We start from the raw sequence: 18,046 nt of genomic DNA, 5'->3' as shown, positions 1-18,046 counted from the left end.
GATGTTTACGCAATTCTGCACGCATCGGCTTCCCAGCGATATCCCACGCCATAAACGGCGCGGATAAACGACTGTTCCGCGTCCAGCGACTCCAGTTTGCGGCGCAAGTTCTTGATGTGGCTGTCGATGGTGCGGTCAGTGACGACGCGATAGTCGTCATAAAGATGGTTGAGCAACTGCTCGCGCGAGAATACTTTCCCCGGTTCATGCGACAGCGTTTTGAGCAAGCGGAATTCGGCTGGCGTTAAGTCGAGCATTTTTCCACGCCACGAAGCCTGAAAACGACCTTCATCAACGATCAATGGGCTGTCAGCATCCATCTGTTGCAGCTCTTGCTGTGGCTTGCAACGACGCAAGATCGTTTTCACCCTGGCAACGACTTCTCGCGGGCTGTAGGGCTTACAAATGTAGTCATCTGCGCCGATCTCAAGCCCCAGTAGCCTGTCTATCTCTTCAATTTTGGCGGTAACCATCATGATGGGAACTTCAGAGAAACGACGAATTTCCCGGCACAGGGTCAGACCGTCGGTACCTGGCAGCATCAGATCCAGTAAAATCATATCGGGTGGCGTCTGTCGCACGTAAGGCAGCACCAGATCACCGTGATTGATTAGGGTTGGGGCATAGCTTGCAGCGCGCAGATAGTCGATAAGCAACTGTCCCAGCTTGGGTTCATCTTCCACAATCAGAATACGTGGTGTGTTTTCATCAATGGGTAACTCAGTCATACATCTCTCTGTAAATCGCGTTCCAGCGGTAACTCTACTGTAATGCTAACCCCACCAAAAGGCGAATGGGCGGCACGGATATGTCCATTATGCGCCTGGACGATATTGACGCAAATCGCCAGCCCCAGCCCGGAACCCCCGCTGGCGCGGTTACGGGACCCTTCCGTACGATAAAATCGTTCAAACAGTTTCTGTAACTGCTCCTCACTGACCCCTGGCGCTGAATCGGCGAAGGTCAACAGCACCAGCCGGTCACGTTGTTCGGCAGAAATATGCAGCCCACCGCCGCTGTCGGTGTAGCGCAGGCTGTTTTCCAGCAGATTGTTGAATAACTGCATCAGACGATCGCGGTCACCAAATACCGTTACGCTGTCCGGGAGCGAAAGCTGGATCGTTAATCCGCGGCTGGCGAAGCGTTCGCGGAAAGCTCCGCTCGCGACTTCCAGCAACGGTATAAGATCTAACGAGGTTTTTTGGTAGGCCAGAGCCCCTTCATCAGACATCGAGAGCTGATGAAGATCGTCCACCAGTTTGGTGAGCGTACCTACTTCGGCCTGTAGCGAGGCAACTGAGTCAGGAGTGAACTGGCGAACGCCATCCTGAATAGCTTCCAGTTCTCCGCGTAAAACTGCGAGTGGTGTGCGCAGCTCGTGAGAAATATCGGCCATAAAATCACGACGCATCTGCTGGTTCTTTTCCAGCGTACTGGCAAGCTGGTTGAAATCTTGCGCCAGTTTGCCCAGTTCATCCGTGCTGGTGGGCGTAACTCGAGTGGTAAAATCACCTGCCGCCAGTTTGTGCGTGCCGTCTACCAGCCGCTTGACTGGTGCCAGCAGGCTACGCGCCAGGGTAAACGTTGCCAGTGCCGCCAGCAGGGTAGAGAGCGCGACAATGAGCCAGCTGGTTCGGCGCTGTTGTTTATCAAAATTGATATCCGTATTGCGCGTTAAGCGCTCGACGGGAGAGGCAATGACAGCCCCAACTTCAGCACCGTTAACTTTTATAGGGCGGCGCATACCGTCACGGGGCACCGGGCCGCGCGGACCAACCAATACATGTGCTTTTTGATCGACAACCCAAAACTGTGTGCGCCAGCCGTGTGGGGGCATTCCCGGGCCGGGTTTGTCATCGTCATTTTCGTGTTCAAAAGAGCGCAGGATCTGAAAAACAAAGCGCTCGTTGTTGCGTAAGAAACGCCAGTTGCCGTGCTGTTCATACTGTTCGCCCAATGCGTCGCCCAGCATTTGCAGACGCTGTTCATTACCATGCTTGATGTAGTCAATAAAACCGCGTTCGAAGCTAATGCGTACGGCCCAGTGCATGCTAATCAGCAACACAATGCAGGTGGCGAAAATTGCCAGAAACAGTTTGCCGGTGATACCGGGCCGCCAGAACTTCATCAGGTGCTCCTTTTGCGTCGTGAAATCACCGCGTTGGGTTGCGTGTCGTTCGGCACGCGGGCAAAAATGATGGCTGGCAGCGCAATAATGAGAGCAATGCACAGCCAGGTATACATAAAGACGGTATGCGTGGTGTCGCTGCCGATAGCGATATGCTGTTGACCAAACATACCCAATAGCAGTCCGGCAATGGTAACCCCAATGCTCATTGACAGTTGCATGATCATCGAAAGCAGACTGTTGCCACTGCTGGCGAGATCGTCAGGTAGATCTTTTAACGTCAGGGTGTTCATTGACGAAAAACGGGTTGAATTGACCATTCCTTGTAAGAATAAAACGAAGGGCAGGGCGTAATACCAGCCGAGCAGGGCGGTCGTCATCAGCAGCAGGCTGACCAGTGACAGGCCAAGCGTCGTTGCGACCAGCACCCGACGATAGCCAAATCGATTAACGACCTGAACCACGATGCGTTTCATTCCCATACTGCCCAGTACCATTGGGATCATCATCAGACCGGCGTGAAACGGTGAAAAGCTCAGGCCAATCTGTAAAAATACCGGTGTCATAAATGGCAACATCCCGCTACCAATGCGCCCGGCAAAGCTGCCAAACAGGCCTAACGAGAAGCAAGGTGTGCGGAAAAGCTTCAGGCTAAACAGTGCCCGCGGATTATGCCGGGCGTGTTTGAGGTATAACAGGACCGCCACTACGCCGCAGATAACGAGCGCAGCCAGAGTAATGTCTGAAATTCCGCTTCCCTTACTGCCATCCAGAGCCAGCGTCAGCACCGCCATGCCAACTGCCAGCATCATGAAACCCGAAAGATCGAATCGTCGGGTTTGCATGGTGTAGTTGGGCATCAACATCAATGTCGCTATTGCCCCGACAATGCCGACCGGAATGTTAATCAGGAAAATCCAGTGCCAGGAGGCGTATTCAACCAGAATGCCTCCTAACGCCGGTCCCAATAGCGGACCCACCTGACCCGGCAAGGTGACGAATGTCATTGCCGCCATATATTGTTCGCGGGGGACAATTTTCATCACCGTTAACCTGCCGACCGGCACCATCATTGCTCCGCCAACACCTTGTAAAACGCGGGCAATGACCAGCTCATTGAGCGTATTGGACCAGGCACAAAACAGCGATCCTAGCGTAAACAGGATGATGGCGGTGAAGAAAATATTACGCACACCAATCTTATCCGCCAGCCACCCGCTGGCGGGCAGCATTACGGCCACGGTTAATACATAGGACACAATGACCATATGCATATGCAACGGGCTTTCACCAAGGCTTTTTGCCATTGAGGGAAGCGCGGTGTTGACGATGGTGGTATCCAGCGACTGCATAAAAAAGCCAAATGCCACAATCCACAGTTGCCAGCGGGTGCTGTCAGGAAGTTCTGTCATAGATCTGCTACCGGTTTGCTGTTTTTACGCGAAAAACGCAGACGCAGACGGTCGAAAAAGAGATATACCACTGGAGTGGTGTACAGCGTCAGAAGCTGACTGACTACCAGCCCGCCGACAATGGTTATCCCGAGAGGTTGGCGCAGTTCCGAGCCGTCGCCTGCGGATAACACCAAAGGTAGTGCGCCAAACAGCGCCGCCAGCGTGGTCATCATTATTGGGCGAAAGCGCAGCAGACATGCCTGGAAAATCGCTTCTTCCGGCGTCAACTTACCGTTTCTCTGCGCTTCCAGCGCAAAATCGACCATCATGATGGCGTTTTTCTTCACAATGCCAATTAATAGCATGATCCCTATTAGCGCGATTAGGCTGAATGGGGCATTGAACAACTCCAGCGCCAGCAATGCGCCAACGCCAGCAGAGGGAAGCGTTGAGAGGATCGTCAGCGGATGAACGTAGCTCTCATACAGCATGCCCAGTACGATATAAACCGTCGCTATTGCCGCAATAATCAGGATCACCTGCGAGTTCATCGTGTCCTGAAAAACCTGCGCTGTGCCAGCAAAACTACCGCGCACCGTGGAAGGTACACCAAGCTGCGTCATCGTTCTGTTGATAGCCTCTGTCGCTTCAGAAAGTGAAGCCCCAGTTGGCAGGTTAAAGGAAATTGTTGAGGCAGCAGAGAGTCCCTGATGATTTACGGACAGCGGGGCGTTCGCTGGTTGCCATTTGGCAAAGTACGACAACGGTATAGCCTTCCCGTCGTTATTGATGACGAACATTTTATCCAGCGCACTGATGTCCTGGGTGTAGCGTGGATCGACTTCCATCACCACTTTGTACTGGTTCATCGGTTGATAGATAGTCGATATTTGTCGCTGGCCAAAGGCGTTATTTAGCAGACTATTGGCAGCTTCAACGTCGATCCCCAGACGAGACATGGTGTCACGATCGTAGGTCAGGTTCATCTCCGCGCCGTTGTCCTGCTGATCGGAGTTGACGTCAGCCAACTGGGGCAGGGCAGCTAACGCTTTACGGATTTTGGGCTCCCATTCACGTAGTGCCGCAAGGTCATCGGATAACAACGTGTACTGATAGCTGGCGTTGGCTTGTCTTCCACCGACGCGAATATCCTGCACCGCCATCAGAAACAGGTTCGCACCAGGCTCTTTGGCTAACTTCACACGCAGGCGGTCGATTACCTGCTGAGCGGTTTCATGACGCTCGCCACGAGGCTTCAGCGTAATAAACATCATGCCACTGTTGACGCGAGAACCGCCGGTGAAACCGGTCACGTTATCTACCGCCGGGTCGTCGCGGATGATCTTCATAAAATCCTGAAGCTTGCCGCGCATGGCCTGAAACGAAATGCTTTGGTCGGCCTGGATCCCACCCATCAATACGCCAGTATCCTGCTCCGGGAAGAAGGTTTTGGGGATGGAAATATAGAGCCAGACGTTCAGTGCGATCGTGCCGAGTAAAACAACGCCTACCAGCCGCGTGTGGTGTAATACCCATTTCAGTGAAGTGCCATAACTCTGTTGTAAAGCGACCAGCAGACGACCAAAGCCCCGTTTACGGGACTGTTGGCGAGGAGGCGTGGACTTAAGCATCCAGCCGCACATCATAGGTGTGAGCGTCAACGAAACCAGAAGTGAGATACCGATTGCTACCGACAGGGTGACGGCAAATTCACGTAATAATCGTCCCGGCAGCCCTCCCATTAACAGTAACGGCAGGAATACCGCTACCAGCGACAGGCTCATAGACAGTACCGTAAACCCCACTTCGCGGGTGCCCTGTAATGCTGCCTGTAATGGCTTCATCCCCGCTTCCAGGTGACGGGCAATGTTCTCCAGCACGACGATGGCATCGTCGACCACAAAACCTGTGGCGATGGTCAGTGCCATTAACGACAGGTTGTTGAGGCTGAATCCACAAAGATACATGGCGGCAAAGGTGCCAATCAGCGAAACCGGAACCGCAACGGCGGGAATGAGCGTCGCGCGTCCGGAGCGCAGGAAGACAAATACGACCAGGATCACCAGCGCGACTGAGATAATCAGCGTCTGTTCCACTTCCTCCAGCGAAGCGCGAATGGTCGGAGAGCGGTCCTGGGCAATTTGTAGATCGATGGTAGCCGGGATCAGGGTTTGCAACTCCGGCAGTTTGGCCCGGATGCTGTCGACCGTCTGGATGATATTGGCTTCCGGCAGTTTGCGAATGATCAGCAAAATAGCCGGTTTGGCGTTGGTCATACCGGCATTACGAACATCCTGTACCGAGTCACTGACCGACGCAACATCACCCAGCCGCACGGCCGCACCATTGTTGTAGTGGATGATCAGCGGTTGATATTCCGCTGCGGTTTTTAGTTCGTCGTTGGTTTGTACCTGCCAGCGCCGTGTTTCACTCTCTATGGCCCCCTGAGGTTTGCGCACGTTGGCATTACTGATGGCACTGCGCACATCGTCAAGCGAGACCCCCTGGTTAAATAAGGCTTGCGGATTCAGCCCCACGCGCACGGCGGGCAGGGAACTGCCACCGACGTCAACGTCACCGACACCGTCGATTTGCGCAATAGTCTGCGCCAGTTGAGTCGATGCGAAATCATACAACTCACCCTGCGAGTAGGTATCCGAGGTCAGTGTCAGGATCATGATTGGCGCATCGGATGGGTTGGCTTTTCGGTAAGTCGGGCGATTGGGCATCCCGCTCGGTAACAGGCTCTGCGCAGCGTTAATGGCGGCCTGAACGTCCCGCGCCGCACCGTTAATATCACGGTCGAAATTAAATTCAAGAATAATGCGCGTGCTACCAAGTGAACTGCTTGAGGTCATTTCGTTCACGCCCGCGATGCGCCCCAGTGAGCGCTCCAGCGGCGTTGCTACCGAGGAGGCCATCGTTTCTGGCGACGCGCCGGGCAACGATGCGCTAACCATGATGACCGGAAAATCCACCTGCGGCAGCGGGGCGACCGGTAACAGGCGAAAGCCCAGTATGCCGCACAGGGTAATAGCGACGGAGATGAGAATGGTCGCGACAGGACGATGAATGAAAAGAGCGAAAAATTTCATTTACGCTTCCTCTTCCTGGCGCGGGAAGCGGTTTTTCACATACAGCGACAGACGGTCAAACAGCAGATAAATCACCGGGGTGGTAAACAGCGTTAACACCTGACTGACCAGCAAACCGCCGACCATACCAATACCTAATGGACGGCGCAATTCAGCACCCACGCCAGTACTTAACATGAGTGGTAAAGCTCCCAACAGCGCCGCCAGGGTGGTCATCAGGATCGGCCGAAAACGCAGCAGGCAAGCCTGAAAAATGGCGTCGCGCGGCGCCATTCCCTGTTCGCGTTCGGCGGCGAGGGCAAAGTCGATCATCATGATGGCGTTTTTCTTAACGATACCGATCAGCAAAATGATGCCGATAATCGCGATGACGTCCAGCTCACTACCGGCAATCATTAACGCCAGTAGCGCCCCGACGCCCGCAGTAGGCAGCGTGGAGAGAATGGTAATCGGGTGAATAAAGCTCTCATACAGGATGCCAAGCACGATATACATGGCGACAACTGCCGCCACAATCAGCCAGATGGTATTGCCGAGCGCGGCCTGGAATGCCAGCGTGCTACCCTGGAATTGAGTAGTAATATTCGACGGCAGGTTGAGCGTTTTTTCAGCCTGCAAAATCGCCTGTACCGCATCACCCAGCGAATGATTGTCCGGTACGTTAAACGAGATGGTCGTAACCGGAAACTGATCGAGGTGGTTAATCGACAGTGGGGCAAAACGTTGTTCAACGCTGGCGATCGTGCTCAGAGGCACAATTCCGCCATCGCTGCTGGTCAGGCGAATGGAGTCCAGCGCGGAAAGACCGGGCGTATTGTCGGTGTCGTGTTCTAACACTACACGATACTGGTTTGCCTGGGTGTAAATAGTCGAAATCAACCGTTGTCCGAAGGCGTTGTACAGAGCGTTATCGACATCCGCCATACTGATGCCTAAACGGCTGGCACTGTCGCGATTGACGTTAACCCATGCTACCAGTCCTTTATCCTGCCAGTCGCTGCTGACATCTGAGAGCTGCGGTAACTGCTGCAGTTTTTCCAACAGCTGTGGTACCCAGGTGCTGAGCGCGTCGAGAGAGGTGGCTTGCAATGTAAACTGGTATTGTGTCCGGCTTACCTGCGTGTCGATGGTCAGATCCTGAGTTGGCTGCAGGTAGAGATCTACGCCAGGAACTTTATCAACGGCATCCTGCAGGCGGGCGATAACCTTCTGTACGCGATCATCTCGATCATCCAGTGGCTTAAGGTTAATTTGCAGGCGCGCGCTGTTCAGTGCCGGATTAGTACCGTCAACACCGACGAACGCGGTCAGGCTTTCAACCGCCGGGTCTTTGAGGATCACGTCAGTCACCAGGCGCTGGCGCTGGGCCATACTGGCAAATGAACTGGACTGTGGAGCCTGCAGCGTGCCCTGAATAATGCCATTATCCTGCACCGGGAAGAATCCTTTCGGAATAAAGACCCACAGCATGACGCTAAGGACGAGTGTGCCGAGCGCCACGCTGAGTGTCAGCCATGGGTGGTTCAGCACTTTAGCCAGCCAGTGACCGTACCCGGCAATGACCCGATCAAACATTCTTTCAGAAGCGCGAGAGAAGCGGTTTTGTTTGCGCAATGACTCCTGACTGAGCATACGTGCGCACATCATCGGCGTGAGGGTCAGTGACACGACGGCGGAAATCAGAATGGCTACTGCCAGCGTAACGGCAAATTCGCGGAACAAACGCCCGACAATATCTCCCATAAATAACAGCGGGATTAGCACGGCGATCAGTGAGAAGGTCAGAGAGATGATAGTAAAGCCGATTTCGCCTGCCCCTTTCAGGGCTGCACTCAACGGTTTTTCTCCCTTCTCGATATAGCGTGAAATATTCTCGATAACCACAATGGCGTCATCCACCACAAAGCCTGTGGCGATGGTCAGCGCCATTAGTGTCAGGTTATTGATGGAGAAATCGAGAAAGACCATCACCGCGAAGGTGCCAATCAGCGACAGCGGAACGGCGACTGCGGGAATAATGGTGGCGGGGATATTACGCAGGAACAGATAAATAATCATCACCACCAGCGCGATTGCCAGCATCAGTTCAAACTGGGTGTCGGAAACCGACGCGCGAATATTGGTCGTGCGATCCGAGAGCACGGTGACATTGACTGACTTCGGCAGGCTTTCCGTTAACTGTGGAAGCATCTGGCGAATGCTGTCTGCTGTGGAGATAATGTTTGCACCAGGCTGGCGCTGAACATTCATCACAATGGCTTGTTGCTTATTGGCCCAGGCGCCAAGCCAGCTGTTTTCTGCTCCTTGCTCGACGGTGGCGACATCGCCGAGGCGCACTGGTGCGCCATTTTTATACGCAATGATTAACTGACGATATTCATCGGCAGACTGCATCTGGTCGTTGGCAGAAAGAGTAACGGCGCGTGTTGGGCCATCAAGACTCCCTTTTGCTGAATTGACGTTTGCACTGGTGATGGCGGTACGGATGGTTTCGCTGGTCAGCCCGAGAGCGGCAATGGCTTGTGCATTAAGCTTGACGCGTACTGCCGGACGTTGCCCACCTGAAAGTGTCACCAGACCAACACCGGAGACCTGGGAAATTTTTTGCGCCACGCGCGTTTCCACCATATCTTCCACCTGCGTCATTGGCATGGCGGTAGAGGTGACGGCCAGCGTCATGATCGGCGGGTCTGCCGGATTTACTTTGCTGTAGACCGGTGGGTTCGGCAGATCGCCCGGCAATAGATTGGTGGCGGCGTTAATCGCGGCCTGGACCTCCTGTTCGGCTACGTCCAGCGGCAGGGTTAGCTGAAACTGCAATGTGACAACGGATGCGCCGCCCGAACTTTGCGAGGACATTTGTTTCAGGCCGGACATCTGTCCAAACTGGCGCTCCAGCGGGGCGGTGACGGCGGAAGTCATAACATCCGGGCTAGCGCCAGGGTAGAGCGTCACGACCTGAATAGTGGGGTAATCCACTTCAGGCAAAGCAGCAATGGGCAGGAAGCGATAGCCAATAATCCCGGCGAGTAAAATTGCCACCATCAACAGCGTGGTCGCGACGGGACGTAAAATAAACAGGCGCGATGGGCCGCCTGTATTGCCTGGGGGTAACACCTGCATCAGGAGCGTGCTCCTTTTTTGCTGTACCCGCTAGCGGTGGCTTTCTCTTCTGTGGCTGAGGAGGTGTGTGCCTCCACGACTTCGACTTTAGCCCCTTCCGTCAGGCGGTCGATACCATCGGTGACGACGCGATCACCCACTGACAGCCCTGCAGTGATCACGACTTTTTGGCTATCCTGAATACCCGGTTTGACAAGATGCTTGCTGACCTTGTTTTCTGTGTTCAGTACCCAGACAAAGTGACCCTCGTTGCCCATCTGTAATGCGGAGGTTGGGATCACGACAGCATTTTGTTCGGTGTCGACCAGCATGCGGGCGTTAACAAACTGATTCGGAAACAGTGCGTCGTCCTGATTATTAAAACGGGCCTTAGCTTTGATGGTACCGGTGGTGACGTCAATCTGATTATCCAGACTCAGCAGTACGCCTTCGCTCAGTTTCTGCGAATTGGTGCGATCCCAGGCCTCGACTTTCAGCGGAGCACCCGTTTTTTGCGCCCGTAACACGGTGGCAATATCGTTTTCAGGCAAGGTGAAGATCAGATCGATCGGATGGGTTTGGGTAATAACGACAATCCCTGTGGTGTCACTGCTGGAAATCTGGTTGCCGACATCGACCTGCTTCAGTCCCACGCGGCCATCCACAGGTGCCGTGACCCGGCTCCAGTCGAGCTGTAATTGTGCGCTGGCGACGCTGGCCTCATCAGCTTTGATCGTCCCCTGAGTTTCATTGACCAGAGCCTGCTGAGCATCCAGCTCCTGTCGGGAAACAAGATTGGTTTTGACCAGTTGCTGATAACGGGCAAGGTCGCGACGGGCATTTGTCAGCGTGGCTTTATCCTTCGCTAACTGTCCCTGCGCCTGAGCTAAAGCAACTTTAAACTGGCTGGGATCGATCTCTGCAAGCAGGTCGCCGGCTTTAACCTGTTGTCCTTCCTGGAAGTGTAGCGCGATGAGTTGACCGTCCACGCGGCTACGTACCGTCGCAGTGTTAGCCGCAGTAATTGTTCCCAACCCTGTCAGATAACGCGGGACGGTTTGTTCGGTGGCGGTTGCTGCCTGAACGGGAGCCAATGAACCGGAACGCATTCCCCGACGACCAGGGCCAGAGGTGTGCTGCGCTTGCCCGGTAGCACCAGGCGCGCTTCCCTGGCGATCGCTATGGTTTTGCCAGAACCAGAATGCGCTGATGGCGGCCACGACGATCACGATTGCTATCACCCTGCGGGTTTTGTTACTGCCTTTCATTGTTATAAGTTTCTCATCCTGAAACGTTTCGCGGAATGATACTAGTTTAGCCAGCGGACAAGGGAGAAAAATGGAGGAATTATGAAACACTGTAGGGATTCGTCTGAATGCTGACGCGGCTTGCGAGGCATTACGCAACAATCAGCGGTGAAAATAGCGATTACGTCATTGTGCGTTAGAGTGCTGGCACGGCAAAAAGGAGGAAAGCCAAAGATTTCAGCGGGACGCTGGAACGGGAAAGCCCCTCCCGAGGAAGGGGCCAAAATAAGGAAAGGGTTATGATGAAGCACGTCATCATACTGGTGATACTCTTAGTGATTAGCTTACCGGCTTACTAAGACACCAGGTGGAAGGGAAACCTTCCCTAACCCTCACTCCTGAAAATAAGCCACAGTAGTGATGATGTCAATACGCGTGCTTTTCAGCCTGCGAGCCACTTAGCGGAAAACCACTTCCGCCCAGCGAGCCAGTCCCGCGGTGACAGAGCCAAAATCATCACCACCGGCGATCGGGATCCCCGGGAGCTGTTCTGCAAGGGCTTTTTTAATCAACGGTGAACGGGCACTACCGCCGGTCAGATAAATGACATCCGGTTTTTCCTGTGCATTATCCAGGGCCAGTTGTACCTGTTCCAGAATACGCGCCAGGGGCTGATTCAGCGCCGTTTCCAGCCCCTGCTGGCCGATAGCCGTTGCCAGTGCATCGCTGATAAACGGGAGTGCTGTAGTGATGTTTGTCTGGCCCGACAGCGCAATCTTGCTCTCTTCTGCGCAGCGCACCAGACGATAGCTCAGGCGCTCGCGCCAGACTTTAAGCAGCAGGGCCACTTTGTCAGCTTCGCGAGCATCGCGGATCAGATCGTTTAACAACCGTCCGTTGGCGGTACTATAGAAATCACTTTGTGCGGGAACATCGTTGATAGCGACCGCGTTCCACCACGGAAGAATGGGTAAAGCGATGCCCTTTTCTGTTTCTCCACCCATGCCGAGCAACGGCATCAGATGTTTAAATGCCAGCGCAATGTCCAGGTCGTTACCGCCTACGCGGCATCCGCTGTGCCCCAGCAAACTGTTTTCACGATCGGCTCGGTGGTGCCATTGTGGTCCCATCAGCAGTAACGAGCAGTCAGTGGTACCGCCGCCGATATCCACAACCAGTACGCGCTTTTCTTCTTGCAATGTAGCTTCGTAATCCAGACCCGCTGCTACTGGTTCGTACTGAAAGACCACATCCTTGAAACCAGCACGTTTTGCCGCGCGCTCAAGAATGCCCTGGGCCTGAGTGTTGGCGTCATCACCGCCTAACCCCTGAAAGTTTATCGGACGGCCAATTACAGCCTGGGTGATGGTTTCGGGTAGCTGGTTTTGCGCCTGGTTGCGGATGTGCAGCATCATTGCGCAGACTAAATCTTCAAACAGGGCAACCTGCTGTGGCTTCAGGCCGCTGGCACCCAGAAAAGATTTAGGCGATTTAACAAAGTAAACCTCTTCCGGATCCTCAATATACTGACCCAGCGACGCCAGACCAAACTGCACGCTGTTGGCGTTAACATCAATGTCTTCTTCGCGGTTATAGCGCATCGCGCGACGCAGCAGAGCCTGCGTTTCGTCATCTGTTGTTGGCACATCATGATGGCGATACAGCCATTCACTTACTGCTTCGCGCGTTGGAGCGCAAAGCATAGAGGGGAGTAGCGTGCTGTTATTTTCCATTTTGAGCAATTGTGGTTGCCCGTCACGCATTACAGCCACTGAACAGTTTGCCGTACCGTAGTCAAAACCAATAAACACCGTAAAAATCCCCATGCCAGTGAAGAAGGGGCGTGACTTTAGCGAAATGTTGCCGTCCAGACAACTGGAATATGAAAGCAAGGCACATCGTTCGGATACCGTTTATGCTGTAGGTTTGAATAAAAAGGAAAACCAGATGTTAACGCTGAGCTGGCACCCACCCTATGACTGGCCCTGGATGTTAGGGTTTCTTGCCGCACGTGCGGTGGATGGCGTAGAAACCGTGGGGGAGTTGTACTATGAAAGAAGCCTGGCCATCGGTGAGCATCGCGGCCTGGTGAGCGTCACCCCTGATCCGGAAGCCAACCTGCTGCAGATTACGTTGAGTCCAGGGTTACAACCCGTGGCCTCCGAGTGTCTGGCGAAAATCGAGCGGTTGTTCGATCTTACCTGCCGTCCCCAACTTATTGTCAGCGCATTGGGTAATCTGGGGGCTGCTCGCCCCGGGCTGCGGCTACCAGGATCGGTCGATGCCTTCGAACAGGGGGTTCGGGCAATTTTAGGACAACTGGTGAGTGTGACGATGGCGGCAAAATTGACGGCGAAAGTTGCCCATGCCTACGGTGATACACTTGAAGACGCTCCAGAATATGTATGTTTCCCCCTCCCTGAAGCGCTGGCCTCGGCCGATCTGTTGCATCTGAAAGCGTTAGGTATGCCGCTGAAACGTGCCGAAGCGTTGATCCACCTGGCCCGGTCCGCGCTGGAGGGTACGCTTGCATCTGTTGCCCCGTCTGATATTGAACAAGGCGTGAAGCATCTACAAACTTTTCCAGGAATTGGGCGCTGGACTGCCAACTACTTTGCTCTGCGCGGATGGCAGGCGAAGGATATTTTTTTGCCAGATGACTACCTGATTAAACAGCGTTTTCCAGGCATGACACCTGCGCAAATCCGGCGATATGCAGAGCGCTGGAAGCCATGGCGTTCCTATGCGCTGTTGCATATCTGGTATACAGAAGGCTGGCAACCGTCAGTTGATAGCAAAGTTGCTGGTGTTGAGTAACAGATCCAGCGGTTGGGCATCGGCAATGATATCGCCATAAATCATATCGATACCGATGCCAGAAAGCGCATCCATGATAAGTGGCATTTGTACCGGGCCAGCGATGGTTTTGATATCAAGACGCTGTGCATGGCTCTGTATAATGGAAACCCACATTTCATCCATCAGATTACCGTGAGCGCTGGCGCTTAGTTCGCTGTCGAGCAAAAGGTAATCGGCTACGTGATACTTGAGGTCGTCAAAGACCTCTAAGTCCCGACCTGCCTGACTTAAAATAATACGACAGCCTGCATGACGTAGGCGATGGATTGCTGATACGGCCTGCGTAGGATGCGTATTCATCACTCCCACCGGGATGGTCAGATGCAATAACCGTGGCGGCAGCGAACTCTGTTCCAGATGCTCCAACAGTTCATCCACAATCTCCGAATTTAGCAGTCCGGCGGCGGAAAGCGGCAGGGCAATACTGAGTCCTTTGCTGGCGACAGCTGAGGCGGAATGAGAGAAAAACTCATTAAATACCCGCCGATCGAGCGCATGATTGAGTATGGGATCTGCCAGACCGGCGCGGAAGGTCTGTTCTTCGATGACTTCGCCGTCGTTATTCCATAGACGTAGTGAGAGAAGCCAGAAGCTAAATGTCTCAGGAATGCGCGGGGATGCGACACCCCTGGCAACCATGAGTATCGGGTTGTGGGTAATAATCTGTTTCTGTTCATCTGGCAAGAGCAGCCCTCGTGTACCATGCGTTTGACTCTGCTCTGGCTCGTACACGCATACTCGCCCACGACCACTGTTTTTCGCTGCGTAGCAGGCAATATCTGCCTGAGACATGACCTCGGTCGCGACATGGTTTTTTTCATCAATCAGCGTGATCCCTGCACTGGCACCAATACGATGTAAGCGGCCTTCCCACATAAAGTGATAATCGTTGATGGCGCTAATGATACGGCCCGAGATGAAGCGTGCGCTTTCAATATTGCAATCCGGTAGTAACAGACCGAACTCATCGCCGCCAAGACGTGCCAGTACGTCGCTGGAGCGCAGCATACTGAGCATCAGTGAAGACAACTCGCGCAGCAGGGCATCGCCTGCGGCGTGTCCAGCGCTATCGTTCACTGCTTTAAAACGATCCAGATCGATAAAGACCAGTACATGACGCTGGTGTGAGTCCTGTACGGTGTACAGTAATTGTTTCAGATGGTTCTCGAAACTGACTCTGTTGGCAAGATTGGTCAGGTCATCATGCGAGGCGCTGTAGCTGAGTTGACGTAACATTTTACGTGACTCAGTGACGTCCTGAATCACCAGTACGGAACCAATACTACCACCGTCAAGAGTGCTGAGCGGGGTGATGCTGTACTGAATATCGTAACTACTGCCGTTACGACAATGCAGGACCACCTCTTGCTCTATTGCCGAACGTGACATGTCGGCACTGTAGATGTTTTCCATGAGCGGACCGTTTTCACCAAAGGTGATGCGTAGCACTGTCAGCAATGGAATACCTATTGCGCTTTCCTGCTGCCAGCCGCTCATTTTCTCGGCAACTGGATTCATAAAGGTGACGTTCATATTAACGTCAATACAAATCACTGCTTCGCCGATGGAATCGAGCGTAATATGCAAACGCTCTTTTTCCTGATAAAGCTCTTCATGCAGTTGCTTCACTTCGGTCATATCCAGATTAATGCCGAGTAAGCGTTCAACTTCACCGTCTTTGTTCAGCACCCGATTAGCCAGCGAGCGAATATGGCGCACGCCGTCTTTTACCGCGATACGGTATTCGAGCTTGAAAGGGATCCGCGCCGCAAGCGAATCGCGAATCACATTTTCGGCGTACTCACGATCTTCAGGAACGACGCAGTTGTACCAGACTTGCCAGGTTGGTTTGATATGCGCAGGGACTTCATAGAGATCGAACATGCGTTTATCCCAACTGATCACGTCAGGCTGCAGATCCCATTCCCAGATACCAATGCCGCCCGCCTCATTTGCCAGCGTAATACGTTCCATCAGTCGTTTATTTATCCACTCCGTGTGCTTCAGGTCGTTGATGTCCTCAACCTGCGCAATAAAGTAGAGTGGGGTGTTATCACTATGGCGAACCAACGAAACGGCCAGCAACGCCCAGACAACTTCGCCTGCGCGGGTGTAATAGCGTTTCTCCATGGAGTAACTATTGATTTCCCCACGAGACAGCATATTCAACTGTTCCAGGTCATTGTTCAAATCTTCCGGCCATGTCAACTGCTGGAAGGTTAACGCTCTCAGCTCATCCTGGCTATAGCCAAGAAACTGGCACAGGGCTTTATTTGCCTGAAGCCATTGTCCTTCAGTACCGACCAGTGCCATGCCTATCGCCGAGTATTCCATAGCATTACGGAAGCGTGATTCGCTTTCAGAGATGTGTTTTCGTTCAGCCCGGAATGCGTACATCACCATGGTCATCATGTTGGCAGGCAACAGAATCATTAAAAACGGCAGCCACGGTATGCTCGTCATAATGTGCGTTTTTGGTGTGTAGAGCAGCGATGGGTTAGCGGCGAGCATCAGCGAAACCATCATTACCGTGCTCAGGAAAATCAAAAACGCCTCCATACGTGGCAGACGGACGGCACTCCACATCAGCAGAACGATAACGCAGGTAAACGGCCATGGAACGTACATCATGGAGAGCCAGCTTAATGTTAAGGTCACCAGCAGGGTGATGAGAGTCTCAAACAGTAAACGGGGATCGCGATGGCGCAGCAGATAATGAGGCTTAAACAGCAAACCTAATGGGACCAGCGCGAGGGCGCCGATGGATTCTGACAGAACCCAAATGAGAAACGTATTTAGCGATGTTTCGCCTGGGAGGAGCAGCCACATTAAAACGCCGCCAACCAGCGGCGGGACGACGGCGCTACCGAATGCCAGGCGTGACCAGTCATTAAGATTTTGTAATGGATTGTACCAGGGTAACAGTTTGCGCAATAACATTGCGCCAGTGATCGCCTCAATAATATTGATGGCCGTGTAGGTAAAATTAAGTGACTCGCCAGGGAAAAATAGCAAAGACGCACCGATGCTACCGAAGGAGCAAGCCAGTGCAATCCCGGGCCACATTCGTCCCGCATGACGGTAAAATGCCACCATCATGATAGAGGTGGGGAACCAAAGCGGTGCCAGTTGCGTTCCGAAGCGTGATAGCTCCAGCGAGAACAGCGTAAAGACAAAAGCCACCAGACCTAAACTGGCCAGGCGCAGTAGAGGATGAGGTAAGGTAACTAAAACATGTTGGGATTGTTTACTCATTACCACTCTACCCAAATAGCTGATGTCGCCCTGGAGGAGATGCCGGGCGCGTACTGTTTAATCTGAGATTATGCTAGTACAAACAATTTACAATTTATACGCCAGCTGCTCATAAATTAACACTCCCAAGCTATTAATTCATAAGGCGGGAGAATAAATGGCGTGCCTGCTTTAAAACTGACCATTTTAATTTGCGACAGGGACAGCATTGGTGCAGCCTGGGCTGGCATCGCGCCAATGAAATCCCTATAATTGCCGCGTTTGGCGTTTCGACGCCGCCCTTCCTTACATCCAGGTTAATCAGGTCGCTAAATTTATGACTGATCAGTCTCATCAGTGCGTCATTATCGGCATTGCCGGCGCATCGGCTTCCGGCAAGAGTCTTATTGCCAGTACTCTTTATCGCGAATTGCGCGAACAAGTGGGTGACGAACATATTGGCGTTATTCCCGAAGACAGTTATTACAAAGATCAAAGCCATCTGTCGATGGAAGAACGTGTAAAAACGAATTACGATCATCCGAACGCGATGGATCACAGCCTGCTGTTTCAGCATCTTCAAACGCTTAAACGCGGGTCGGCGATTGAATTACCCGTTTACAGCTATGTTGAGCACACGCGTACGCAAGACACCATTCATATTGAACCAAAGAAAGTGATTATCCTGGAAGGCATTCTGCTGCTGACGGATGCACGTTTGCGTGACGAGATGAACTTCTCTATTTTTGTTGATACACCACTGGACATTTGCCTGATGCGTCGTATCAAACGGGACGTGAATGAGCGAGGCCGCTCCATGGATTCAGTGATGGCGCAATACCAAAAAACCGTCCGTCCGATGTTCCTGCAATTTATTGAACCTTCAAAACAATACGCCGATATCATCGTGCCGCGTGGGGGTAAAAACCGCATCGCAATTGATATTCTGAAGGCGAAAATCAGTCAGTTCTTTGAATAAGTTCAGCG

General features: G+C 53.0%; 11 protein-coding genes. 3 read left to right on the top strand and 8 right to left on the bottom strand.

The window, feature by feature from the left end:
* Window positions 1-5: 5 nt before the first annotated feature.
* From baeR to LG384_RS14790, 6 genes are read right to left on the bottom strand one after another with little or no spacing between them, the layout of a single operon-like run.
* Window positions 6-728 (bottom strand): two-component system response regulator BaeR, encoded by a 723-nt coding sequence (gene baeR, locus LG384_RS14815; protein ID WP_225761153.1) that lies wholly within the window; start codon window positions 726-728, stop codon window positions 6-8.
* A complete protein-coding gene (baeS, locus tag LG384_RS14810; RefSeq protein WP_045444753.1) occupies window positions 725-2,128 on the bottom strand; it encodes a two-component system sensor histidine kinase BaeS in 1,404 nt (467 codons plus the stop codon). Before baeS ends, baeR begins: the two co-directional genes overlap by 4 nt.
* Complete coding sequence (locus tag LG384_RS14805; RefSeq protein WP_225761152.1) at window positions 2,128-3,540, bottom strand: MFS transporter; 1,413 nt, start codon at window positions 3,538-3,540, stop codon at window positions 2,128-2,130. The genes baeS and LG384_RS14805 overlap by 1 nt, the downstream gene beginning before the upstream one ends.
* Window positions 3,537-6,617 carry a multidrug efflux RND transporter permease subunit MdtC gene (mdtC, locus tag LG384_RS14800; protein ID WP_225761151.1) on the bottom strand — a complete coding sequence of 1,027 codons (3,081 nt, stop codon included), beginning with the start codon at window positions 6,615-6,617 and terminating at the stop codon, window positions 3,537-3,539. The genes LG384_RS14805 and mdtC overlap by 4 nt, the downstream gene beginning before the upstream one ends.
* Entirely contained in the window at window positions 6,618-9,740 is a 3,123-nt protein-coding gene (locus LG384_RS14795; protein WP_225761150.1) for an MdtB/MuxB family multidrug efflux RND transporter permease subunit, read from the bottom strand. It abuts the gene before it with no gap.
* Window positions 9,740-10,987 (bottom strand): MdtA/MuxA family multidrug efflux RND transporter periplasmic adaptor subunit, encoded by a 1,248-nt coding sequence (locus LG384_RS14790; protein ID WP_225761149.1) that lies wholly within the window; start codon window positions 10,985-10,987, stop codon window positions 9,740-9,742. Before LG384_RS14790 ends, LG384_RS14795 begins: the two co-directional genes overlap by 1 nt.
* Before the next feature lie 278 nt (window positions 10,988-11,265).
* Here LG384_RS14790 and LG384_RS14785 point away from each other — a divergent pair, with 278 nt between their 5' ends.
* The gene (locus LG384_RS14785) at window positions 11,266-11,325 is read left to right on the top strand and encodes a type I toxin-antitoxin system Ibs family toxin (protein WP_136345439.1); all 60 of its coding nucleotides are present in this window, start codon (window positions 11,266-11,268) and stop codon (window positions 11,323-11,325) included.
* 99 nt (window positions 11,326-11,424) lie between these two features.
* On the opposite strand, the gene yegD is transcribed toward LG384_RS14785, so the two are convergent.
* Window positions 11,425-12,777: a molecular chaperone gene (gene yegD, locus LG384_RS14780; RefSeq protein ID WP_225761312.1), complete on the bottom strand. Its 1,353-nt coding sequence runs from the start codon at window positions 12,775-12,777 to the stop codon at window positions 11,425-11,427.
* A gap of 136 nt (window positions 12,778-12,913) precedes the next feature.
* On the opposite strand from yegD, the gene alkA reads away from it, so the two are divergent.
* Window positions 12,914-13,783: a DNA-3-methyladenine glycosylase 2 gene (gene alkA, locus LG384_RS14775; protein ID WP_225761148.1), complete on the top strand. Its 870-nt coding sequence runs from the start codon at window positions 12,914-12,916 to the stop codon at window positions 13,781-13,783.
* Here alkA and LG384_RS14770 read toward each other — a convergent pair.
* On the bottom strand, window positions 13,751-17,080 hold the full coding sequence (locus LG384_RS14770) for a diguanylate cyclase (RefSeq protein ID WP_225761147.1): 3,330 nt from the start codon (window positions 17,078-17,080) through the stop codon (window positions 13,751-13,753). The genes alkA and LG384_RS14770 overlap by 33 nt on opposite strands.
* A gap of 316 nt (window positions 17,081-17,396) precedes the next feature.
* Here LG384_RS14770 and udk point away from each other — a divergent pair, with 316 nt between their 5' ends.
* Window positions 17,397-18,038 carry a uridine kinase gene (gene udk / locus LG384_RS14765; protein WP_003036776.1) on the top strand — a complete coding sequence of 214 codons (642 nt, stop codon included), beginning with the start codon at window positions 17,397-17,399 and terminating at the stop codon, window positions 18,036-18,038.
* The last annotated feature ends 8 nt before the right edge of the window (window positions 18,039-18,046 follow it).

It is taken from the genome of Citrobacter sp. Marseille-Q3906, from assembly GCF_916618775.1.
GTDB classification, from domain to species: Bacteria; Pseudomonadota; Gammaproteobacteria; order Enterobacterales; family Enterobacteriaceae; genus Citrobacter; species Citrobacter murliniae.
The sequence above is the reverse complement of the archived record's forward strand: the minus strand, read 5'-3'. Positions and strand labels throughout refer to the sequence as shown.